The sequence below is a fragment of the Trabulsiella guamensis ATCC 49490 genome, from assembly GCF_000734965.1.
GTDB lineage: Bacteria > Pseudomonadota > Gammaproteobacteria > Enterobacterales > Enterobacteriaceae > Trabulsiella > Trabulsiella guamensis.
Map to the genome: position 1 here is coordinate 33,621 of NZ_JMTB01000039.1, position 23,101 is coordinate 56,721.

At 52.6% G+C, this 23,101-nt stretch carries 18 protein-coding genes and 1 pseudogene; 7 read left to right on the forward strand and 12 right to left on the reverse strand.

Annotated elements, in window-relative coordinates; genetic code table 11:
- Window positions 1-98: 98 nt before the first annotated feature.
- Both GTGU_RS04100 and GTGU_RS04105 read right to left on the reverse strand, forming a co-directional pair.
- Window positions 99-824 (reverse strand): hypothetical protein, encoded by a 726-nt coding sequence (locus GTGU_RS04100; RefSeq protein ID WP_072011905.1) that lies wholly within the window; start codon window positions 822-824, stop codon window positions 99-101.
- Window positions 799-1,704 carry an AraC family transcriptional regulator gene (locus tag GTGU_RS04105; protein WP_156964043.1) on the reverse strand — a complete coding sequence of 302 codons (906 nt, stop codon included), beginning with the start codon at window positions 1,702-1,704 and terminating at the stop codon, window positions 799-801. The genes GTGU_RS04100 and GTGU_RS04105 overlap by 26 nt, the downstream gene beginning before the upstream one ends.
- 101 nt (window positions 1,705-1,805) lie before the next feature.
- Between GTGU_RS04105 and GTGU_RS04110 the strand changes: the two genes are divergently transcribed.
- Window positions 1,806-2,540 (forward strand): SDR family oxidoreductase, encoded by a 735-nt coding sequence (locus tag GTGU_RS04110; protein ID WP_038154430.1) that lies wholly within the window; start codon window positions 1,806-1,808, stop codon window positions 2,538-2,540.
- 94 nt (window positions 2,541-2,634) lie between these two features.
- A complete protein-coding gene (locus tag GTGU_RS04115; protein WP_038154431.1) occupies window positions 2,635-3,213 on the forward strand; it encodes a DUF2239 family protein in 579 nt (192 codons plus the stop codon).
- A gap of 98 nt (window positions 3,214-3,311) precedes the next feature.
- Here the strand turns inward: GTGU_RS04115 and GTGU_RS26835 are convergent, their stop codons facing one another.
- On the reverse strand, window positions 3,312-3,458 hold the full coding sequence (locus GTGU_RS26835) for a YHYH domain-containing protein (RefSeq protein ID WP_156964045.1): 147 nt from the start codon (window positions 3,456-3,458) through the stop codon (window positions 3,312-3,314).
- Between the two features lie 297 nt (window positions 3,459-3,755).
- On the opposite strand from GTGU_RS26835, the gene GTGU_RS04120 reads away from it, so the two are divergent.
- Entirely contained in the window at window positions 3,756-4,493 is a 738-nt protein-coding gene (locus GTGU_RS04120) for a hypothetical protein (protein ID WP_156964047.1), read from the forward strand.
- Between the two features lie 94 nt (window positions 4,494-4,587).
- Here GTGU_RS04120 and GTGU_RS04125 read toward each other — a convergent pair whose 3' ends face one another.
- Window positions 4,588-4,785 (reverse strand): hypothetical protein, encoded by a 198-nt coding sequence (locus GTGU_RS04125; protein WP_038154434.1) that lies wholly within the window; start codon window positions 4,783-4,785, stop codon window positions 4,588-4,590.
- A 102-nt stretch (window positions 4,786-4,887) separates the two neighbouring features.
- Complete coding sequence (locus GTGU_RS04130; protein ID WP_038154435.1) at window positions 4,888-5,367, reverse strand: MarR family winged helix-turn-helix transcriptional regulator; 480 nt, start codon at window positions 5,365-5,367, stop codon at window positions 4,888-4,890.
- A gap of 140 nt (window positions 5,368-5,507) precedes the next feature.
- On the opposite strand from GTGU_RS04130, the gene GTGU_RS04135 reads away from it, so the two are divergent.
- On the forward strand, window positions 5,508-6,287 hold the full coding sequence (locus GTGU_RS04135) for an alpha/beta fold hydrolase (RefSeq protein ID WP_156964049.1): 780 nt from the start codon (window positions 5,508-5,510) through the stop codon (window positions 6,285-6,287).
- 40 nt (window positions 6,288-6,327) lie between these two features.
- Here GTGU_RS04135 and GTGU_RS04140 read toward each other — a convergent pair whose 3' ends face one another.
- Window positions 6,328-7,245 carry a LysR family transcriptional regulator gene (locus GTGU_RS04140; RefSeq protein ID WP_245609584.1) on the reverse strand — a complete coding sequence of 306 codons (918 nt, stop codon included), beginning with the start codon at window positions 7,243-7,245 and terminating at the stop codon, window positions 6,328-6,330.
- A gap of 67 nt (window positions 7,246-7,312) precedes the next feature.
- On the opposite strand from GTGU_RS04140, the gene GTGU_RS04145 reads away from it, so the two are divergent.
- Complete coding sequence (locus GTGU_RS04145; protein ID WP_038154438.1) at window positions 7,313-8,050, forward strand: pirin family protein; 738 nt, start codon at window positions 7,313-7,315, stop codon at window positions 8,048-8,050.
- Between the two features lie 23 nt (window positions 8,051-8,073).
- Window positions 8,074-8,598 carry a winged helix-turn-helix domain-containing protein gene (locus GTGU_RS23940; protein WP_169741160.1) on the forward strand — a complete coding sequence of 175 codons (525 nt, stop codon included), beginning with the start codon at window positions 8,074-8,076 and terminating at the stop codon, window positions 8,596-8,598.
- A 203-nt stretch (window positions 8,599-8,801) separates the two neighbouring features.
- On the opposite strand, the gene GTGU_RS04155 is transcribed toward GTGU_RS23940, so the two are convergent.
- From GTGU_RS04155 to icd, 6 genes and pseudogenes are all read right to left on the reverse strand, one after another.
- On the reverse strand, window positions 8,802-10,109 hold the full coding sequence (locus GTGU_RS04155) for a ferredoxin reductase family protein (RefSeq protein ID WP_051857293.1): 1,308 nt from the start codon (window positions 10,107-10,109) through the stop codon (window positions 8,802-8,804).
- Window positions 10,110-10,650: 541 nt separating this feature from the next.
- Window positions 10,651-11,172, reverse strand: a complete 522-nt coding sequence (locus GTGU_RS04160; RefSeq protein WP_038154439.1) for an anti-virulence regulator CigR family protein — start codon at window positions 11,170-11,172, stop codon at window positions 10,651-10,653.
- 525 nt (window positions 11,173-11,697) lie between these two features.
- Window positions 11,698-11,907: a hemolysin expression modulator Hha gene (gene hha / locus GTGU_RS04165; RefSeq protein WP_038154440.1), complete on the reverse strand. Its 210-nt coding sequence runs from the start codon at window positions 11,905-11,907 to the stop codon at window positions 11,698-11,700.
- Between the two features lie 170 nt (window positions 11,908-12,077).
- The gene (locus GTGU_RS04170) at window positions 12,078-19,160 is read right to left on the reverse strand and encodes an autotransporter outer membrane beta-barrel domain-containing protein (RefSeq protein WP_211252859.1); all 7,083 of its coding nucleotides are present in this window, start codon (window positions 19,158-19,160) and stop codon (window positions 12,078-12,080) included.
- Window positions 19,161-19,886: 726 nt separating this feature from the next.
- Window positions 19,887-20,123 (reverse strand): annotated as a pseudogene (locus GTGU_RS26985) (ESPR domain-containing protein); the annotation flags it as partial.
- 918 nt (window positions 20,124-21,041) lie between these two features.
- Complete coding sequence (gene icd / locus GTGU_RS04175; protein WP_038154441.1) at window positions 21,042-22,292, reverse strand: NADP-dependent isocitrate dehydrogenase; 1,251 nt, start codon at window positions 22,290-22,292, stop codon at window positions 21,042-21,044.
- A gap of 156 nt (window positions 22,293-22,448) precedes the next feature.
- On the opposite strand from icd, the gene rluE reads away from it, so the two are divergent.
- The gene (gene rluE, locus GTGU_RS04180) at window positions 22,449-23,096 is read left to right on the forward strand and encodes a 23S rRNA pseudouridine(2457) synthase RluE (RefSeq protein ID WP_038154442.1); all 648 of its coding nucleotides are present in this window, start codon (window positions 22,449-22,451) and stop codon (window positions 23,094-23,096) included.
- Window positions 23,097-23,101 lie beyond the last annotated feature (5 nt).

Sequence of the window (23,101 nt, forward strand, 5' to 3'; positions counted from 1 at the left end):
TTGATATTTATTCTTATAAATGTGAAATATAAATAGTCAAAGAAGGTTATTTATCACTTTTAATATTCGGATAATGATCGACTTATTACTTTATATTTTTATTCGCGCTGGCCCAACGGATACGCTATTGCCCAGTTGTAAATTGCCTTTGTCAGCGTCAGCGCGCCGCAAACATCGCCGTAACGGCACGTCTGACGTTCAAGAAAAAATGTCTGCAGATGCTCAGGCAGGCACTGCGCCCGGTAGCGTAACAACGTGCTGTGCCAGAACGGTGCCGGCAACGGCGTATTGACATGGCGCAAACGTAACTCTGCCTCCCAGGATGAAGCTAAAATCTGTGTGCAAAACTGCTGACGCAGGGCAACGGACTGCTCATCAGGAATACCCGCCAGTAACAACTGCCCCGGCAGCACCACCAGCCTGAGATCGCTGATGGCGACCATCGCTCCCTGAAAATTCGCCCAGATCCGGAGTAACTCCTGCGTTTTTGCCGGTAATGGTTCATCAGCCTCCCAGAGGGGCAGCGTAACGGGCAGGAAGGTGAAATGAAACGCCGCCTCAGGCATGACGTCAGCCAGCGGATCATACCGGGTAATCTGCGTCAACGTCTGCAGTAGCGTGCGCATCTCCGCACTCATTACGGGCTGGATCCCCGCCCCAATGGCAAATTTTTGCGGATCATACGCGCTCTTCTGCGCCACCAGTTCGTTACCTCGCTGGTGTTGCCAGAGACGTAATGTCCGTTGCGTTGTGGAATCGTAAAGCGTGTTCAGATCGATAGTGTTCACTTCAGCCCCTTTATTCTGCTGACAACGATCGTGCATAACGCCCCGGCGGCAGGCCGACATGACGGCTAAACGCCACACTGAATGCGCTTGCTGAGCTGTATCCTACCCGCTCTGCAATCGTGGTCACAGAGAGTTCATTGTCGCGAAGTAAATCTTTGGCGATCTTCATGCGCCAGGCAAGCAGGTATTCCATTGGCGCCATCCCTACCCTGCGGGTGAAGCGCACGAAGAAGACGGAACGCGACAGCGCGGCGGCCTTCGCCAGTTCATCAATGGTCCAGGCATACTCAACGTGTGCGTGCATCTGTTTTAACGCACGCGCCAGCCGTTCATCCGCTAAACCCTGCAAGAGGCCGGGAGGCGCACTGCCGGTCGCAACTGAACGCATCGCCTCCACCAGCAGCAGTTCCGCCAGTCTGGAAAGCATAAAGGCGCTCCCTGGTTTCTGCTCTGCGGACTCCTCACCGACCATCTCCACCAGTTGTGACAAACGCGTGGATCCCCGGACGTGAACGACCTTCGGCAACAGGGAAACCAGCAGGCCAGGATCAGCGCAGTCGAATATAAATGCCCCGCCCAGGGAGCGCATCTCCGGGTGACCATCCTGATCGCCGTAACGTAATTCCCCCTGCTCACTCGCGACGCTAAAAGGATCGAGAAAAACCGGCGGAGCCGGTACAAAACTCGACAGGGTAAACGCCGGCGTTGCGGGCAGCAGAATGAAATCACCCGCCCTGAGGGTGACAGGCGCATGACCGTCCACCTGCAGCAAACAACTGCCTTCCAGCATAATGCAAAAGCTGGGCAGACCGTATTCGGAATAGCGCACCGCCCAGTTGCCCTTGCCACTGATAATATTGGCAAATGCCGCACCGGGGTGAAGCAGTCGGACGACGTCTGAGAGTGGATCACTCATTTCAGGACTCACGCTAAAGTTAACCGGACTATCAATTATCGTTAATCCTGATGCGGGCGTCTAATGTTTACTCCGAGTTTACCCACACCCCGGAGCCTGATATGAAAACGGTACTGATCACTGGCTGCTCTTCCGGCTATGGCCTGGAGACCGCTCGCTATTTCCTCGCACAGGGCTGGAAAGTCATTGCCACCATGCGCACACCACAAGCAACCCTGTTTCCCGCGTCGCGGCACCTTCAGCTTCTGCTACTGGATGTCACTGACGCCGACAGCATTGCGCTGGCGCTGAAAACCGCCGGACCTGTCGACGTGCTGGTAAATAACGCAGGCATTGGCCTGTTCGGCGCGTTTGAAGTTACACCGATGTCAACAGTCCGCGATATCTTCGAGACCAACACTTTCGGCGTCATGGCCATGTGTCAGGCAGTGATTCCACAGTTTCGCGCACGGCGAAGCGGCACGATTGTGAACGTAACCTCCAGCGCCACACTGGCCGCGTATCCACTGGTGGCAGCTTACACCGCCAGCAAGGCTGCTATTGAAGGGTTTACCGGCTCACTGGAACACGAGCTTAACCATTTCGGTGTCCGCGTTAAGCTGGTCGAGCCGGGATATGGCCCGACGACCCGCTTTGCTGCCAATGGTCAGCAGCGCATGCAGGGGTTGATCCCTGAAGTCTATGAATCATTCGCTCGTGGTGTTTTTGACGGGTTCGCTAAAGCGACAGCATTTACCCGAGAGTCCGATGTCGCCGAAGCTGTGTTCGCGGCGGCAAACGACGTTTCCGGTCAGTTGCGTTTCCGGGCGGGGGCGGATGCGCTGGCGCTGCCGTAAGCTCGCCTGCCCATTCATTTTACCCGGGTATAATTGACAGTGAGCTGTATACAGAGTAGGCTATCATTTTTACCCGGATAAAAAGGTTATCCTTATGACTCGTGTCACCTTAACCGCTTTTCATCAGCAGCGGCAGATAGCTCACGGCGACCTGAGCACGCTTTTACGGCAAATTCAGGCCACCACTCTCAATGACGAACCGGTTTTCGTCTTTAATGATCAGAATGGCAAGCGCCTGGATATTCATGTTCAGGGCGATGAAGCCAGCGCCTTAGCGGTCTACCCGGAACTGGAGAGTCAAACGAGCGAAGAGACAGTGATCGTGAAATCCCGCGGCAGGCCGAAGCTGGGCGTCGCATCGAAAGAAGTCACCCTGCTCCCTCGCCACTGGGACTGGCTGGCGACTCAGCCGGGCGGCGCGTCCGCCACGTTGCGCAGACTCATCGAGCAGGCAAGAAAAACCAATGAACCGGCCGAAAACAAACGCCGCAGGCATGAACGTGCGTATCAGTTTATGTATGAAATTGCGGGTGACTTTCCTGAATACGAAGCCAGCCTGCGGGCATTGTTTGCTGATGATGAAGCAGGTTTCACCGCCTGCATCGCGAACTGGCCAAAGGATATCCGTCAGTATGCCTGGCAGTTAGCGTTTAAACCGGACGAGGGAAAATAACGCTAACGATGTGCGCGGAACTAAAGCCAGTCAAAAACGGGAACCACCGGCTCCCGTATTTATTTACCCAACAACGCAGGATTGGATATTATGGAAAACTACTTCCTGTTGTGGCAGTGATACTCACCTGTACTTTTTTGAGTATGACACCCCTCTGAGTTAGTACCTCCGGAATGGGCATAACTCAAACCTGTGAATAACAAAATTGATAAAGATAAGATGATTTTACATATCCGTATTTTCATGAGTAATCCTTTTCAAAACTACGTAGTAGCTATGCTTAACATATTAAAAAAGGAAATATGATTATGAATATTGCGTTACCATAATCACCATCAACAGCTCATTAAGCTGAAAAAACTATAGCCCCGAAAGATGATTATCGTCAACTCTTCTTCCATAAAGCAAATATCCATGGACGTAACAACTCAGAAACGTGAAGATCCTTTTTGAGTGGCGGTAAATGACAATACTATAGACCAGCAAACGAGAAACGTTCATAGTGATACGAAATCCATTACGATGTTGAGAAAAGGCCAGATATGGAAAACCCTAAAATGTGGTTAGAGTTAGCGACGAAGCTTAATTCTCTTGAACTTAGCGGAGGTACATATGCCTTGATTCTTTTGGCGACGTTGCTGGCAAGTTTAGTAGGTGCGGGGCTGGGTATTTACATTAAAGAAAAAGTAAAAATTGACACCACTACTGCAAACTTCGACATTTTAAAAAGACAGCTTGAGCAAAACACTGAAGCGACAAAGCGCATTGAAGCGAGTTTTACTGAAAAAGTATGGATCTCCCAGCAGATCTGGCAAAAGAAATATGAAATCTACGAGTCAATATACCTCGCGCTTTCGAATATTAAGAAGTGGGTAGACCATGAATCAAATACTATCGATCTACACATAGCGCCCCAACAGCTTGAGGGATTCCTGGATAGCGAACTCCCCGAAGAAGATGAGCAATACATTTACTCACAACTGCAGCAAGCAAAACAGCAATTAGAAGTGACAATGGGCTCACCAGATTTCCAGGAAAAACAGGAAAACTATCATAAAATATTTGTCGAGAGCATTGAAAAACTGACTGATATGCTTGTTATAAAAGCATTTATTTTGAGTAATGATGTCAGCACTATCCTGGAAGGATTACCCAAAAAGTTCGACAATGACTTTGAAGACTGGGATGAGCTTCAGGACTATCAGGCGCGTATCGTCGCAACCATTACCAGTGTGATAAAGGACATCAAGCAGTGCGCTCAACGGGAGCTTAAAATTTGATAGTTTGCCCTATGTTGAGGTGTAAGAGATTACCCGCTCCCTTGTTGCTGTGGGAGTGATAATCGCTGTGGTGCCCGTACAACAAGGCGGGCATTCATATGCCCTTCCTGACTAATTCCGCCGCTTTTACAAATACCTCGTCTTCAACACCATCGCCATTTTGCCTGCCGAGTCGCACCAGTTCTTCTACGATGGCATTGCGGTTAATCGCCTTCTGCGCAGAGATCAGTCCGATCACGGCGGCGCCAATGGCAAGCCCAACCAGCCCCGTTTGTTCGTCTTTATTTTTCATGATATATCCCCTGATACCCAAGAAAAGCGTAGCATCAGGTATCAACGGCGCCATCTAAAAATTAAACCTTCTGAATACCACAACATTCGGCGCTGAACCCGGCTATTCCGGGGTATCCCAGCCATCCAGATGTGAATACATTGCATCCCGCAACTGGCGGAGCTGACCGTTCAGTTGCGCCAGTTCTGCAGGTGATTGCCCGGATGCTTCCAGCAGCGAATCACTCAGACAACCCGCCCTGGTCTGCAACTGTCGTCCCCGCTCCGTCAGGGCAATCATTACCTGCCGCTCGTTGTCAGGATTTCGCGTCCTGTGCAGAAAACCTGCCGCTTCGAGACGCTTAAGGAGCGGTGTCAGCGTACTGGGCTCCAGCGCCAGCTTTTGGGCGATTTTGCCGACGGTCTGTTTATCATCACGCCACAACACGTTCAGTACCAGATACTGGGGATACGTCAGCCCCATCGCATCCAGCAGGGGTTTATAGATCCGCTGAATAGCAATACCTGCCGAATAGATGGCATAACACAGCTGGTCATCAAGAGGCGGAGCGGGCATATTCTTCTTCGTTTTCAATGTCGTCATCTTTCACTCCTGGTCATCACTACCAAGCATACCACAACAATAACTATCGCGATAAATGTTATCGCTTGACACAAAATAAAAATCCCCCTAGCTTTATTTATCGCGATAACTGTTATCGCGAATAATAGAGGGTAATGACCATGAAATTTAAAGCTCTTCTGGCCGCTATTACTGCAACTGTGGGTTTGGCCACGGCTAGCCTAGCGGTTTCTGCCGACCGTATTGCCGACACACAAACGGTACGTAATGTTGTACTGGTACATGGCGCGTTCGCAGACGGATCTGGCTGGCGCGGTGTGTATGACGAACTGACCGGGCGCGGCTACCGGGTGACCATTGTGCAAAACCCACTGACATCACTGGCGGATGATGTCGCTGCAACAAAACGCGTTCTCGACCGGCAGCAAGGTCCGACTATTCTGGTTGGGCACTCTTATGGCGGCACCGTGATTACGGAAGCGGGTGTTGATCCGAAGGTCGCCGGGCTGGTCTATGTGTCTGCGCTGGCACCTGATGCAGGTGAATCGACCGCTTCACAATTTACGCAAATCCCCCCACCCGCTGAATTTGTTATCGACACACAGCGAGATGGTTTCGGTTTTATCAATCTGGAAAAATTTAAGACTGGTTTCGCCGGCGATACGAGTGATGCCGATGCCGCATTTTTACGTGATTCGCAAGTCCCGCTGAATATGGCGAACTTCGATGCCAAAGTGACGCATGCCGCCTGGCGAAATAAACCCAGCTGGGCCATTATTGCCACCCAGGATAACGCCATCGACCCCAGACTGCTGCGCAAAACGGCTGAACGGATCAACGCCCGGGTCGTCGAGGTGAACGCCAGTCATGTGCTCTTCCTCACCCAACCGAAAGCGGTTGCTGATGTCATCGACGATGCAGCACAAAGCATTAAAAGTTAAAGGCAGATGTTAAAACCGCCGGATTTCTCTGGCGGTTTTATTAATTTCCGGTCGTAAACAACGTACCCCGCAACCAGTCCATCAGTGTGGTTACCCGCAGAGGGGTATAACGCCGTGTCGGACGGACGATGGACAGCGGCAACGGAGGCGGAGCATAGGGCTGGAGCACCGGTACCAGGACCCCGGCATGGATAGCGTCCTCAACAATAAACCATGGCAACATCGTTATCCCGACGCCCTGAATCGCGGCCTCCCGTAAAACCTCGCCATTTCCGGCAAATAAAGGAAAATGCATATCCGGTAATTCTCCCCCTTCGGTAATTCCCCACTCGCTTCGGGCGGTCAGATACGAATAACGAAGACAGCGATGCCCTTTAAGATCGGCAGGCGTCTGTGGCGTGCCATATCGCTCAAGGTATTCCGGCGAGGCGCAGTACAGGCGTGGAAGTTCCGTTATTCGCGTGCTGACTAAGGTTGAATCCTGGAGCTCGCCGATCCTTAACGACAAATCAATACCTTCACCCACAAGGTCAGTAATCCGGTCTTCTAACTGAAGCTGAATCATTATCTGGGGGTATTTGTTCATGAACGCAGGTAGCAGCGGTGACAGTTTTCGGATGCCAAAGGTCATCGGCGCGGCCATGCGTATTACCCCGCTCAGGGTTTCCTGAATACTGGAAAGGCGCTCTTCCGCCTGCTCAAAGGATTCCAGGATCTCTTTTATATCCTGAAAAAACTGTTGTCCGGCGGTTGTCAGTTCGAGTTGTCGCGTTGTGCGGTTAAGAAGATGAACGCCAAGTGCATTTTCCAGGGCGGAGACCCGACGGCTGATCGACGCGCTGCTGGTTTCCATCTGAACTGAGGCATTATAGAAACTGCCCATTTCCACCACGGCAACAAAACTGCGTAACGAAATCAGGTCATATTCTTTCATTTTGCGTAACGGTGTTTTAGCCACCGCCCCATTTATCGGAAAAGAAGCAAAATATATTATGCATTCATTATGTGTAGACCAGAGACAGACAATGACAACCCCTTATTATGTAAAGAAAGCAAATACGCTGCATTATCTGCCAGCGAGTGAATACCATCCGGCAGATACTTTTTTTCATTTTTCGTTCGCCAATTACTATGATCCGGACAATATTAACTTCGGTGTGTTGCGGGTGATCAATGATGACAATGTTAAACCTCATCATGGGTTTGACCGACATCCGCATAAAGATATGGAAATTGTCAGCTACATCATTGATGGCAAACTGACACACTGGGACAGCGCCACCCGTGAAGAGGATGTTCTGGAACGTGGACATGTTCAGGTTGTTACCGCAGGGAAAGGCGTCTGGCACTCGGAGCTGAATAATGACGATGACTGGTGTCGCTTTCTGCAAATCTGGATTATCCCACCCGCTCAGGGTCTGGAAGTGCGTTACAGCAACCATAAATTCACCGCTGCGGATCGACTGAACACGCTGTTGCATATTGTGGGCAGTATCAACAACAGCGATGCACCGCTGCTATTGAATCAGGATGTGAACATGTACGCCAGCGAACTGGTGAATGATCATAATGTGACATTTGAATTGAAAGCAGGACGTCAGGCATATCTCAACAATGTTGAAGGAAGTCTGACTGTTGATGAGAACTGTGTTCTGAATGAGCGCGATTCTCTGGAAATCAGTGGTCCGGCGGTGCTGACCTTTCGCGCCACAACAGATCACAGCCATTTTATTGTTATTGAAATGCCAGAATCCGGCGTCTGAGAATGATACGAGAAACAGGTACCATGATGTTATACGTAATTAATGACTGTATTGATTTCCGCGCGGGGCAAAATCAGCTGGTGCTGAAAAGCTCTGGTGTTGCGGCAAAACTGACTTACCCGGCGGCAAAATGTCTCGAGATTATTCTTGATCAGCAAGGGAAAATTGTTTCTCATGCTGAATTATACCAGAAGGTCTGGGAAGAGCGTGGAGCGAATACTTCTCCGAATACGCTTTATCAGAACATTTCTCTTATTCGCCGCGCGCTTAAGGAAATGGTTCCTGATGGCGATAAGCTTATCAATACGATTCCCAGAAGAGGATTCCGTATCCATGTTGATGCGGTGGTAAAGAAAATGAACGTCAGTGATATTCAGCCTGTGGTCGCTGATATTATTACCCGTGAGCAGAATATTCAGCTGCCGTCAACTCCGGCGCGTATTTCTGGCGCTGATAAGTTGAACGTGAATATTGGGGTATTATTATTTTCCAGTATCGGCAAATTTATGACATCCCTGAGTGCATTGGGCCAGCGGAGTTTCAGATAGTGGCGTCCGGCGATGGGGATCATCGCGCAATATCAGCCTCAGTACAATCGCTGCCCCGCGCACTGCACCATGCAGGATGCCGGGGCTTTATCGTTTCATGCCCTTATATCCTCTACTGAGCAGTCGGACCAAACGTGTTTTCCGGCCCGTTGATTTAACCATACATAATGACTTCATGTGCATTCAGGATAAATTAACCCGCATCATCGTAGGGAAAAACTATCGCAGTGGAATTCTATCGATTTATCTTTCAGGCCGCGCTGTAGTGAGTGGCCAAATGATGCCGGACCACAAAACCAGATACCCACTTTTTCTCCCGAAGAAATCGCCTCAGAGAGCATCCTCTTGTCGAGACGTTTCTGACGACTGGTATCAATGACATGTAATAGAACATTTGCTTTGTGGCATATTTCTTTTAATCCTTCCGGAATCCCTTTGCGCCCGCAATACCAAAAATCAATGGGTGTCACGCTTCCCCCCTTTTGTGCCAGTACAGTCAGGCGGGAGAGAAAAGGCGTAATACCAATACCCCCCGCAACCCAAATTTGACGTTTGGCTGAACTTGTGAAATCAAAACACCCATAAGGACCTTCCACTTCTGCGGTATCTCCTTGTCTGAGGTCCGTAAACAGTCGCCAGGTATCATCCCCAAGTGCCTTTATAACGAAGCGCAACATACAAGGATTGTCCGGTGATGACGCAATAGTAAAAGGATGTGGCTCTTTGTCATTGCCGAAACGAACAAAAGCAAATTGCCCTGAACGGAAATGCATCGGTTTTTCTGTTTGCAGAATGACATCTATCATATCTTCATTGTGTTCAATACGAGCAACCGTGGCGCTTCTTTTCCGTGACTTGCCGATTCGCTGGAAAAGCGACATAAAGGCCGCAATACTACCAATGGCCGCTAAAATAACGATTATCCAGGACGACACTGTCAACCACCATGTGGTTTTAGCAAGAACGGTTATCGCATGAAAAGTGACAGATAAATAAACCAGTGGGAATATTTTATGAACAAACCTGAAAAAGCTATACGGTATTTTTTTCACCAGCGAGACAACGCACAATATAATCAGTACATAAATTGCCCACTCTGCGATGGACTGCCCTGTTGAAGCGAGTTCGAGCGGCCAGTCTGCTGCCCCTGCGTCAATGCGTCTGGGTTTTGCCGGACGCGTTACCCAGCCCTGTTGAGCCATCCATTTTGGAACAATCTCCATCAGCCAGTGCATTACCCCTGCCACCAGCGCAATAATTCCCGACCATTTATGTAAGACAAACCCTTTATCCAGACCACCTGTCGCTGCTTCGATGACTGGCAAACGTAATGACAAAATCATCGCTAATGTCATGAACATCCATGCCGTCACGCCACTGAAAAGTATGAATTCTTTTGCCAGAGGCCACCAGCTATCATGCGCCGCCAGTAAGACATTCCATTGTGGAATAAAATAAGTCAGGCCTGCGAGAGAAAAAGTTGCAACCCCTACCCATGTTATTTTCTTCATCGTGTTCCCTCCCGAATAAATACAACCCCCGGCTTTACGACAAGTTAAACATTGCGCCATGATGCTTTAATATCATTGTTTACAAGAGAAACTTTGAGCAAATAATGTTTGAATGTCAGGAATTCGTTTGTTTTCTTTTTTTGAGTAAACGTCTCCTGTTGAGGCGCCATGAGTGGGCAAAAAAAAGCCCGCACAAAGGTGCGGGCAATGATGGTTTTGACACTAAAACACTGATGTCCGGATAACTCCAGGTGTACGATGCATCAAGCATAATACATTAGTAATGTTAACCGAACGATGAAAAGACATTCAACGCCATTGTGAGAGAATATATCTCAAAAAACGTAATCATCATTGTTAAAAAAAGACCAGCGGTGGGGGTTCGCTGGTCATGGGTAAAATTATCGTACAGATAATGGCTGTAAACTCAACGTGACGAAATAATAATAGTTGAGAGTCTCTTCATTGCAACTTCCTGCATATAAAAGTCGAACAAAAGCCTCGCATTTGCGAGGCTTCTGAAATTCATTGCTTTGAATGTTTAATCAAATACACCATTGAGAACGGCTGTAACGATCGCAGTGCTCAGTGCCACGAGCACCAGATCATCGCCAATCCTCTTCCATTCATAACCTGGGTAGTTTGGCAGTTCCCCAAGCATTGAAGCAGGTAGTGTTTTTTTCTCTATCCCTGGCGGCAGTGGCTTTCCACGCATCACATTTTTTGCGATGCCAGGAGGTAAGGATTGATATCCAGTCAGTCCATAATTAACTGCCAGTGAACGCGCTCTGGAGACGCTGATGTCTCTGTCGACATGATCAGGTTTCCTGTTGTTCTTCCCGTTATTCGTTTTTTCGGAAGACAGGCCGTATGAATTTCCTTTGTCATTCCTTACGCTGCTGTTGCCATGGCTGTTACCGCTGTTGCCATGCCCACCACCGCTATTACCGTGCCCATTGCCCCCACCATTACCATTCCCCGGATTTGCTAATACAGGGGTGGCAATCACTGAAAGCGAGATAACCGCCGCCAATGCAGTTTTAAATGTGCGACGCTTAAACATGATATATTCCTCAAGATGGATTACGCACTTTAAATGTAAATAAGCGTTGTAATGACGGCAATCTCCTGGATTCTTAAATTAAACCTTCACAGGAGCGCTTGCTGGCAGGATTAAGTGATGGGTTGTAACGGAGCCGGATTCGAACCGTGTCGATCACCCATTCAATGACTCCCTGCAAGGCACCGCCTGGGTTGGTTATGGATAATCGTCGCACCGGGTAGCGGGACTGTGGGCAAAAAAAACCGCACATCATGGTGCGGTAGAATATGGATACAATAATCAAACGAGCAAAACACGTAAGGTTATGGTGCCGGGTGCCTCCCGGTGAACAGAACACTGGTGACGTCTGTCCGCGTGCCTTCAGGGAAATAATCACCAGAACGCCCCACCGCACAGGGGGATTCACCATAATTATTATTATAAATCTACAGGCCAAATATTAACTTTTCCTTTCACTACCATCTTCCTTCCAGGTAAATCAGAAACTAAAGCCTTATATTCTTTTTGCTGCCTGAGAAGAAGTTTTTATCGAACCAGCCTCCAGACTGAAGCAGGCACTTTGTCATACAGTGTGTTCATTATTATTTCTGCCAGCCGGTGATCAGCTGCGGAATTAAAACTCTCCAGTTCATTCTCTGTCAGCTCGTAGGTGTTTTTCTCTATGACTCTTTCCAGCGTCTCCAGACTGTTACATTTCCTTAGCTGAAAAAGCCATTCCTGCTTTGTTTTAGACATGTTTTATTTCCTGCTATTTTATTTTTTCACAAAATAGCTTTATGTATTAACTCATTACACTGCGTAGTCCTTCAGATGCCATCGGTTTAATATTAATAATCTGTATTGTCCCGGCCAGATCACTGAAAGCGGAGCCGGGTTACCCGGCTCCTTTCTTTCAGGTCCTGCAGTTACCAGCTGTATTTCACCCCCAGCATGCCCTGGGTGTCGCTGTAGCCTTTGTCACCCATCTGCACGCCCACGTTGCCCCACACACTCAGGCGGTCGTTCAGCTTGCCTTCCACACCGGTGCGGATTTCGCCCAGGTTGCGCGCGCCGTCACGGCTGACTTTCGTGCCATCCATCTTCACGCCAAAGGCTTCGGTGTTGTGGATCCAGTTCACTTCCACGAACGGCTGGAACTCACGCTGTTTACCGTCATCCATTTTGTGGTGACTGTTCAGGTACGTTCTCACGCCGAGACGGGTCTGAATGTTGCCGTCGCCTTCCGTTTCGATGCGGGTGCCGTCATTGCGGGTGTGCGTTTTATCCTTCACGCCCATCCAGGTGACCTGCGCCTGCGGCTGCACATACCAGGTGTTCAGCGTGCCCTGGCTGCCGGAGAACTCTCCGGCTTTCAGGGTGTAACCGGCTTCCAGCGAGGCGGTGAGTCCTTTTGACTTGTACTCATCGCTGTCACGGTTTTCTGCGGTCACGCTGCTGTCGAACCAGTTGTACAGCATCCAGCTGTCGACATACGCCCCGGTTTTGTCCGCGTCATTCTGGTACCAGGTACCGTACAGACCGGCACTGTAACCACTGACACGGCCGTCAGAGTCGTAACCGGCACGGTCACTGCGGGTGTTGCTGTGCTCATTCGCATAGCCCCCCATCACGCCCAGATGCCAGCGGTCGAGGCCGTCGGAACTCCACTGTGCGATGTCGCCGCCCAGCTGCAGCACGTAGCGGTTGCTCTGTGTTTTCAGCTGGCCGTCACTGGCAGAGGAACGCTCGTGACCGCCGACGTGACGCATCCACATGCTGGTGGCGTTACCGTCACCGTTACGCAGGGCGTCGGTGTACTGCGGTTCACCGAGACGGTCGTGCAGGCGGTGGTTAAACAGCGTGTTGGCTGCCGCGATATTGCTGATATAACTGCCCGCTTCCGGACGCAGTGCGTCAGGGGCGGTCGGGTCAACCACCGGCGGTTTCACCGGGGGTTTAACCGGGTCGACCGGGTCAACCGGGTCTGTCGGGTCATCCGCCGGCGGGATACTGCCTTTCCATTTACTGGTCAGGTACCAGTTCTTCGCCGCATCTCCCGTGCCTTTCGCCAGCGCATAGACATAGGCACCTGCCTCAACCGTTCCGGTGGTCAGCGCGAAGCTGCCGTCAGAACTGCCGTCCACCTGGATGACCTCAATACCGTTCACCGTCTGTGCCCCGGTACCGCCGGTGTTGTTGACGCTGACGCGGGTGTTACCGGCCGTATTGCCGTGGACCGTCAGTTTGTCGGTCGGTGAGTCATCGCCCCCCAGTTCGGTGTTGAATGCCAGCAGACCGTTGTTACCGGTGTAGTTGCCGTTCACCGTCAGGGTGTTGCCCGGTACGTTGTCTGTGCGGGTCAGCAGGACAGCGCCGCTGTTGGTCAGGTTACCGCCCACCAGGAAGTCGTCCGTCTGCATGGTACCGCCCTGCATGACGTCGACATCCCCGGCGGTGCTGCCGTAACCGGTAAATCTGGCGCCGTCATACACGTTCACCTGCCCGCTCAGCAGGTCCACCGCAGAGGCGACGTCACTGCCGAGTGCCAGTTCCCCTTCGGTGATGTCGGTGGTACCGGTGTAGCTCACCATGTCCTGTACCAGCGTCAGGGTGCCGGTACCGGCTTTGGTCAGGTCGCCGCTGCCGCTGATGACATTATTATCAAGCGTCCAGTCGCTGTCCGTATTCACGGTCAGCAGACCGTTATCGTTGACGGATGCGGTACCGAGGTGGTTCTGTTCGCTGACGGTCAGGTTGCTGCCGTCATCAATGTTAAACAGACCACTGAAGCCGCTGTTGTCACCGGTGACGGTGGCGTTCGTGGCGTTCGTCGCGTCGACATGACCGGTGCCGCTGATGGCGTTCGCCAGCATGCCGGTCGCGCCGTCCAGTGTCAGGGTGCCTTCATCGGCAATATCACCGGTACCGGCGCCCTGCGCATCATCAATAACCACTTCCGCACCGCTGCTGATGGTGGTGGTGGCCGTCAGGCTGCTGTTGGCGCCACTAATCGTCAGCACACCGCCGTCAACGTTCAGGTTACCGCTGCCGGTCAGGCTGCCGTTGCTGTAACCGCCGTTTGCCAGGTCCAGTGTGCCGCCGTGCATGTCGAGGACGGAACTGACATCGCCGGCCAGCATCCCCGCCACCTGCGCGGTGCCGTTGAGGTCGGCTTTCGCCCCGCTGTTCATCGCCAGTGTGGCGGTATCGCCCAGCGCGCCGTCAACGTCGGTACGCAGGGTACCGCTCAGCACGGTGGTGTCGCCGGTCCAGTCGTTGCCGCTGTTCGAGAGCGACAGCACGTCACTGCCCGTGGTGCTGACCGCCAGATTACCGCTGCCGGTGATGCGGGCGGACTGGTCCGCCGCCGCGCCGGTGGCACCCGGAGTGCCGTCAAGCGTCAGGGTCTGGTTCGCCAGCAGCTCCAGCTCTTTCAGACCGTAGTTGACATACAGGCCGTCCTGGCTGCCGGTGGCACCTGCGGTGGTCAGGCGATAGTCATACGTGCCTTTCGCCACCGTGCTGCCGCCCTGGGCGATATCCACCTGGGTGGCTGCCGTGATGGTGCTGCCGTTCTGGTCCACCAGGGCCAGGTTACCGCCGCTGCCGGTGACGGTGGTGGCACTGACCAGCCCCAGACCGATGTTGGCATCATCCTGGGTCATCAGCGACGAGGTGGTCGCCGTGTCATGCCCCGGGACATACGGGTCAGGAATGTTAATCTGCACCTTACCGCTGCCGGACGCATCCAGGGTGTTCACTGTCACATGGCTGGTTGCCACCCGTTCATCCGGTGCCGTACCGTTGAACTCCATTTCACCGCCGGCGAAGGTGAGACCGCCGATAGCCTGTTCACCGTCTGCCACCGTGGTGATGCTTCCGGTGTCGGCTTTCAGGGTCGCATTCGTCATAGCGGTGGTGTTCAGACCGCCGAGTGCCAGCGTGGCATTGCTTAAATCCACGGTCCCGGCAAAGGCGCTGCCGGTGGTGGCGGCGAAGTCAAACGCGGCTCCGCTGTTGTCCACCTCAACCGTACCGGTGCCGGTCAGTTTATTGGCCAGTACCCGGTCAGCCGTACCGTTCACCGCCAGTACCGAGCCGGAATCGATGTCAAAGCCCGCGCCACCGGACGGTTTACCGCCGAGGGAATAACCATTATCCAGACTGAACAGCGAGCCGTTACGCAGGTTCACCTGGTTGTGGCTGTTGATTTGTGCGCCGGTGCCGTCCATGTGGAAGCCCGCCGTCACGCCGTCAAACACCGCGGTTGCCGTACCGCTGCCGCCGTTCAGGGCGTTAAAGGTGTTGCCGTTGCCCAGAATGGTGACCGTATCGTTACCTGCGGAGCCACTGATGGTGTTCACGTCAGCACCCCTGGTCAGCAGCACGCTGTTGGTGCCGCTGCCGTTCAGCGCGATATTGCCGCCGACAGTACCGGCATTCACCGTGACCGCGTTGTTGCCACTGGTGGTGGTGATGTTGTTACTGACCGTACCGCTGTTAAACACCGTGCCGTTTGCCCCGCGCATCACCAGGTCGCCGTTGATGGTCCCGGCGTTGCCCGCCGTGGCTCCCGCCGCATTCATGGCCAGTGCCGGACTGCCGGACGCCGACGCGGTAATCACCCCGCTGGCCGTGTTGGTGAACGCAGTGGCATTTGCCGTATCGACTGTCGGTGCCGTGGCACTGGCCGAGGTCAGGGTGCCGCGGTTGGTGGCAGACGTCACGCTGTCACCCAGTTTCAGGGCAGAGCCGCCGGCGGCGTTACTCACGGTAATGCTCGCTGCCGTGTCCACGGTGCCGGTGGTGTTGGCATAAATCCCCGTACCGCCCGCACCGGTGACGTTAATGGCCAGGTCAGACGAGCCGGACAGGTCGAGGTCACCGGTGACAGGGTTACCGTCGAGGTCATCAAATGCAATCCCGGTCCCCGCGCCACTGACGTTAATGGTGCCACTGTTGGTGCTGTTGATGGTGACCGCCGTGCGCACCCCGGCGCCGTTCGCCACATCAATGGTGGTGTCGATCAGCTGCAGGTCGGTCAGGTTCGCGGCGTTCTCGATACCGTTACCGGTGGCGCCGGGCACATTGACAATGATGAGCGCATCCGTCACGTCGAGTCCGGTGGCACCCTGGCTTACCAGTACGCCATGCGCTGTCCCGCGGGCTTCAATGGTACCCACGCCGCTGCCCACCAGGTCCAGACTGCCGGCCGCCAGTTCAATGGCTGCCCGTCCGTCTGTCGCCAGCACGGTGCCGCTGTTGGTGATGGTGGAGCTCTGCCCCTGGTCACCGGCCCCGACATACAGGGCGGTGCCGTTCGCGGTGATATTGCCGCTGTTGTCAACCTCACCGCCGAGCACCCTGACGGCGGTGGAGTTATCACCGGTAAGCACCACATCGCCGCTGTTATCCAGCACACCGCCATTTTTCGCAATAAAGGCGGTGGCTTTGTCCACGGCAGAGCTGATGGTCGCGGCGTTAATCAGGTCAGCGCCGGTACCGGTCTCTGACAGCGAGCCGTCATCCGCATAGGTGTTGCCGTCCACGATACCGGCGGTCGCCCCGGTGCCGGTCAGGTCAAGGATGGCACCGCTCGTGATGGTGGCAGAGGCCCCACCGGACGAAATCACGCCCGTGGCACCGGCACCGCTGATATCCAGGGTACTGCCGCTGCCGATAACCGCCGTGGTGTTCTCACCGGTGGCGTACAGCGCGGTGGCATCCTTCCCGCTGGCGGCCACCTGAATGTCGCCGCCCATCGCCGCCCCGTCTTCCAGGCGGAACAGGGTGGAACGCTCACCGGACGCATCCAGCACCGTACCGGTCGGGACATCCGTATTGATGGTGGAGCCGGCGCCGGAGATGGCAAACAGTATCTGGTCCGTCGCGGTGTCAGAGAAATCCGGGGTGGCGGTGCCGGAGAGGTTCACTGTCGCCCCGTCAGACGCCCGCACGCCGGTGGCGCCGTTGCCGTTCAGGGTCACGGTACCGCCGGTCATGTTAACTGTGGTTTTTGCACCACTGGCGATAATCCCGGTGGTGCGGTTAGCGACACTGCCACCGTTCAGCACAATATTCCCCGAGGTGTTGACCACGGTGGTGTTCGCACCGGTCGCATCCTGCGCCACGATACCGGTACCGCCGGCACCGATGGTGATACTGCCGGTGTTATCCCCTCGGGCACCGGCTTCCACCAGCAGGCCGGTGGTGTCTTCACCGGTGAACACAATGTTCCCGGCGTTGCTGACTTCCGCCCCGTGACGGGCGATGTAACCGGTGACTGCATCCAGCGCGGAGTTCAGCGCCGCTTCCGTCACCAGAATGGTCCCGGTACCGAAGCCCGCGGCACCCGCTGCCAGTGCGGCGTTCGCCAGCACACCGGCTACCGGAGTGCCCAGCGCCTTACCGTTGATGTCATAACCCTGGCCGTCAGCAATCCCTGCAATCGCACCAGTGGCAGTCATATTGAGGGTGGCATTCGAGCTGATTTTGCCCTGCGCACCGCCCTGGATAACCACCCCGGTGGCATCCTGTCCGGACAGGTTAAGGGTCATGCCGCCGGAGTTAAAGGCGGAGACATTGCCGGATGCGGCATCCTTACCGTTAGCCACCACCGTGGTTGAACCCTGACCGGAGGCGGTCAGGACGGAAGCCGCACCGGCACCACCGGCGAAGTCAGCACCGCCGTCGACGCGGAACAGCACGGAGTCTTCCGTACTGACATCCTGTGCGCCGGTACCGTTGTTGGTGATGGAGGCCGTCGGGCCGTAGACGTAGTAACCGAGCTGGTTAGTGCCGTCATTAAAGTTCACCGCCCCGTTGCCGGAAATGGTGACGTTACCGCCGTTTTCGGCATAGGCACCGACCGCACCGTCACCGGTCAGGTTCAGTGCGCCGGTGAGTGTGGCTTTAGAGTTATTCGCCGTTGACCAGATACCGTAGTTGCGAAGGCCTGAGGAAGCAAACAGCGGACTCTCGCCAACATTGATGGTGCCGGAAGAAGACGCCAGCCCGCCGTCAAACACATACAGTCCAGTGCCGTTGGTGCCCTGAAGATTGATGGTCCCGCCATTGTTTACGGTACCGGAGGTGGCCTTACTGTAGATGGCAGCATTGCGCAACGGTGCGCTACCGGCAGCAACCGGGTAATTACCCTTGTCTGTAATCACACCATCCGCACCAACTGACACGTTAACACCGGTACCAGTCGCAACAATGCCATAACCCTGCTGTACACCTGTACCGATTATGATCTGTCCATCGTTTTTGGCTGTACCGGAACTGTTGACATAAAAACCGTAGGCACCGAACTGCTGTAATGTATCTGCACCGCCACGCGCAATTGGAGCAGATGTTGTGTCACTTGACTCCTTACGCCCAAGATAAATAACCCCGTCGGAGGCATTAACGAATGTCCCTCCCGCTGTGACTGCTGCGGCAACTGGCCGACCACCGAACAACTGAGCCGTCGTGCCGATATTGATCGCGCCGTTGTTGATACCGGTCGCACCATCCCCGACGTTCATCCAGGTTCTGTTGGATATGTATCCCGAGGTCGTTGATCCCGTCCAGCCTGACAGGTTAACGACACCATTGTTAACATATGTAGTCCCGGCACCGCTGATTGAATCGGGGGAGTGTTCGTTAGTCGTCAGCATATTTTCAACGCCGTTATTCACCAGCGTTGCACCGCTCAGACCGACCAGAGTATTGTTCATCCAGTAGGCACCCGCATTGATCGTGCCGTTATTTACATATTTAGCACCGTTACTGATCCTTGCCAGAGCCGTACCCTGGCTATGCATAGTTACACTTGCACCAGGATTAATACTGATTGTGGAATCAGGGCCGTCCGCAGCAAGGCCGATCCGGTCACCCACAGGAATGAGCGCCGGGTCATCAGCGGTAAACGGCGCTTCCTGAGGGTTATATGTCCATGTCTCCGTTGTTACTGTATAAGCCTGCCTAAACGCACTGTTATACGCTGCCTGCGCTGCAACACCCACACCCAACTCGCCTGCAGTAAGTGCCTGCTTTAACCATGAGTTATACGCCTGAAAATCATCTATATTATTGACTGTCTGATTCACCTGCGAGCCGTCAGCCAATGTGACCGTGAATGTGCCATTAAATGTAACTATATTTGAAGAAACCGTCTTCGATTCCAGTTCGTCGGATGTTAGTGCAGAGGTATTATCGGCAAATTGAAATGTCAGATTCTGCGAATTAATGTTCGCCGTTCCATTCGTCACATTGACAAATATTGTATTTTTTGTAGTTTTGTCTCCCGCAGTTCCGCTTGCATTCAGGTTAAATGTACCGCCACCAGAAACGTCCGCGATTTGCGCGTCAACAAATGGGCCGCTTCCCTCTGGGTTTGGAACGTAAATAACCATACCAGGGACTCCTGGCGTGTTAATTTTAATTTGGCTGTTATCGAAGGTGCTGACCACCAGTGAAATATTAGTTGATGGATCCGTAACCAGAACACCGGCAGATTGTGCACCGGTACTCATAGTGAACATTCCTGTTGGATCGGAACCGGAGATAATGCCCCCCGCGTCCCATGCGGCCTGGATGGAAGGATAGCCGTATTTATTAATACCTGTTGAACCGGTGAATTGAATGCTACCATCCAGACTGTACGTCCCGTTATCAGTGACATTCATGGTCTGCCCGGCATTATTAGCAGTTTCCGGTGTATATGTGGCAGCAGTTGCAAATACTCCCGCTGACAGCGCAGCTATCAAACCTGCAGCCTTCACTGACTTACTGACTGCTCTTTTAATTCTGGCGCGTCCGAACTCAGAGGTTACCACCCACTGCATCAGGGTACTGTTCCAGATAACACGATAGATTTTGTTCATATTGCACGCTCGTAAAATAATAGGCTTCCTGCCTGTTTCATTATTGTTATTAAAATTAAACAGAATCGACAGGCCTGTTTTGTTAAAAAAAAGCAACACCATCCCTTTCAGAAAATATTTCCGAAATACGTACTTAACAGAATGATAACTACCATTGAGTGCGGTGGTTTATTTAATCCCTCCATGTATTACTGCCATGGATAAATCAATAAATGCTATTGAGAAGTTATTTTCGGGGAAGGCATCCTGTCGGGCGTCGCCAGGAAACATAACTATCCACAAGAAATCGTTACAGCCCCTGTGAAACTTGCTTATCCTGAGAATGTTTCACATCGCCAGACAATTCCTTATAAAAATACCCTAACAGAACAAAAGTAAGAATTTATCTGAAAGAAACCTCCGCTACCTGCATGCAGTTAACCAGCATGTCAGCCATAGTGGGACATTGTTTAGTAAAGGCTCCTTATATTTATGTCCAGATGCAGTTTTGCACTGCACTAAAAACAAGTCAATATAGGGAAATCTGGCGAGTAAAATATTAATAAGGCTTCTAAATTACCCGCCTTCATAAATTCTTAGTAATACTTATTTTTGTTCCTGGATTTATCGCTACTTACATGAAAAACACCCTTTATCTTTAAGATGGCCTCTCATTTATTTAAGAATTTATAACAGATTTAATACCCTGCTAATTATTTTAGTGACAGCACTTTTTGCTAAACTTTCAATGTTATAAATATGCTACTGAATAGTATCCCTCTGTTTTCATATGATTATTTAAATTCACCTTCCATGACACTATTCCCTTAATACCCTGTCGGACAGCACCAAAAGCCTCTAATATGCTGAACCAAAAGGAGACTCTCCGGTTGCCCCTACGATTCTTGAAGCATGACTGTGGTTACATGAAGCCCACCTGCCGGATACCATGCGTTCATAAGAGATTATGGATAGATTTTCTTGAGGACAGAAAAAAAGGGAGCCGATTGGCTCCCTTTCGCATTTAACCCAGTAACTGGATTACATGTTCGCGATAATCGCGTCACCAAACTCTGAACATTTCAGCAGTTTAGCGCCTTCCATCAGACGTTCAAAATCGTAGGTCACGGTTTTGGCCGCGATGGCCCCTTCCATACCTTTCACGATCAGGTCTGCAGCTTCGAACCATTCCATGTGGCGCAGCATCATCTCTGCGGAAAGGATAACGGACCCCGGGTTCACTTTATCCTGACCGGCATACTTCGGTGCAGTACCGTGGGTCGCTTCGAACAGTGCGCATTCGTCACCGATGTTTGCGCCCGGTGCGATACCGATACCGCCAACCTGCGCCGCCAGAGCGTCGGAGATGTAGTCGCCGTTAAGGTTCATACAGGCAATGACGTCATATTCTGCCGGACGCAGCAGGATCTGCTGCAGGAAGGCATCAGCGATAACGTCTTTGATGATGATCTCTTTCCCGGTTCTCGGGTTCTTGATTTTCTGCCACGGGCCGCCGTCAATCAGTTCGCCGCCGAATTCTTCGCGAGCAAGCTGGTAACCCCAGTCTTTGAACGCGCCTTCGGTGAACTTCATGATGTTGCCTTTATGTACCAGCGTGACAGAGTCACGGTCATTCGCGATCGCATATTCGATAGCCGCGCGAACCAGACGCTTGGTCCCTTCTTCAGAGCACGGCTTGATGCCAATACCGCAATGCTCAGGGAAGCGAATTTTCTTCACGCCCATCTCTTCACGCAGGAATTTGATCACTTTTTCCGCGTCAGCGCTGTCAGCTTTCCATTCAATACCAGCATAAATATCTTCAGCGTTTTCACGGAAGATAACCATGTCGGTCAGTTCCGGATGTTTTACCGGGCTTGGGGTGCCCTGGTAGTAACGAACCGGACGCAGGCAAACATACAGATCAAGCTCCTGACGCAGCGCAACGTTCAGGGAACGAATACCACCACCGACTGGGGTGGTCAGCGGGCCTTTGATGGCAACGCGATAGTCACGAATCAGATCAAGCGTTTCAGGCGGGAGCCAGACGTCCTGGCCGTAAATTTTGGTGGATTTTTCACCGGTGTAAATTTCCATCCAGGAAATTTTACGCTCGCCTTTATAGGCTTTCTCGACAGCGGCATCCACCACTTTCAGCATCGCCGGGGTAACATCAACGCCGATGCCATCGCCTTCAATAAACGGGATAATCGGGTTGTGAGGGACGTTGAGTTTGCCGTTTTGCAGGGTGATTTTCTGGCCTTCCGCCGGAACAACTACTTTGCTTTCCATTAACCTCTCCTTCGAGCGCTTCTGGGTTTGCTCCTCCTTTCTCGCACCGCAGGCGCGGACAAGTTTGAGCAATATTTTTTGTTAATGATTTGTAATGGGCCTGTCAATACTACCTGAATGTTTGGCTCCATGAAAGGCATTCGTAATTAGGCTATAATGCGGCAATTGACCATGTCTGAAAATACCATGCCGAAAACTTCTTATAGAAATCACCGGGTTGAGCGATTCAGCTCAAGACAAACCACCAGACCGCGTAACGATAACTCGCCGAAGCGCGTCATTCTGTTCAATAAACCTTACGATGTGTTGCCGCAGTTTACTGACGATGCCGGACGCCGCACGCTGAAAGACTATATCGACGTGCAGGGCGTGTACGCCGCCGGGCGACTCGACCGCGACAGCGAAGGCCTGCTGGTACTGACCAACGACGGGGCGTTGCAGGCGCAACTGACTCAGCCAGGTAAGCGTACGGGCAAGATTTACTACGTGCAGGTCGAAGGCGAGCCGACAGACGAGGCGATCAACGCTCTGCGCACTGGCGTCACGCTGAACGATGGTTCCACCCTGCCTGCGGGTATTGAACGGGTGGCGGAACCCGACTGGTTGTGGCCGCGTAATCCGCCCATTCGCGAGCGCAAATCGATTCCCACCTGCTGGCTGAAGGTCACTCTGTATGAAGGGCGCAATCGTCAGGTGCGCCGTATGACCGCTCATGTGGGGTTTCCCACCCTGCGCTTAATTCGCTATGCGATGGGCAATTACACACTCGACAATCTCGCCAGTGGTGAATGGCGGGACGCATAAATAAA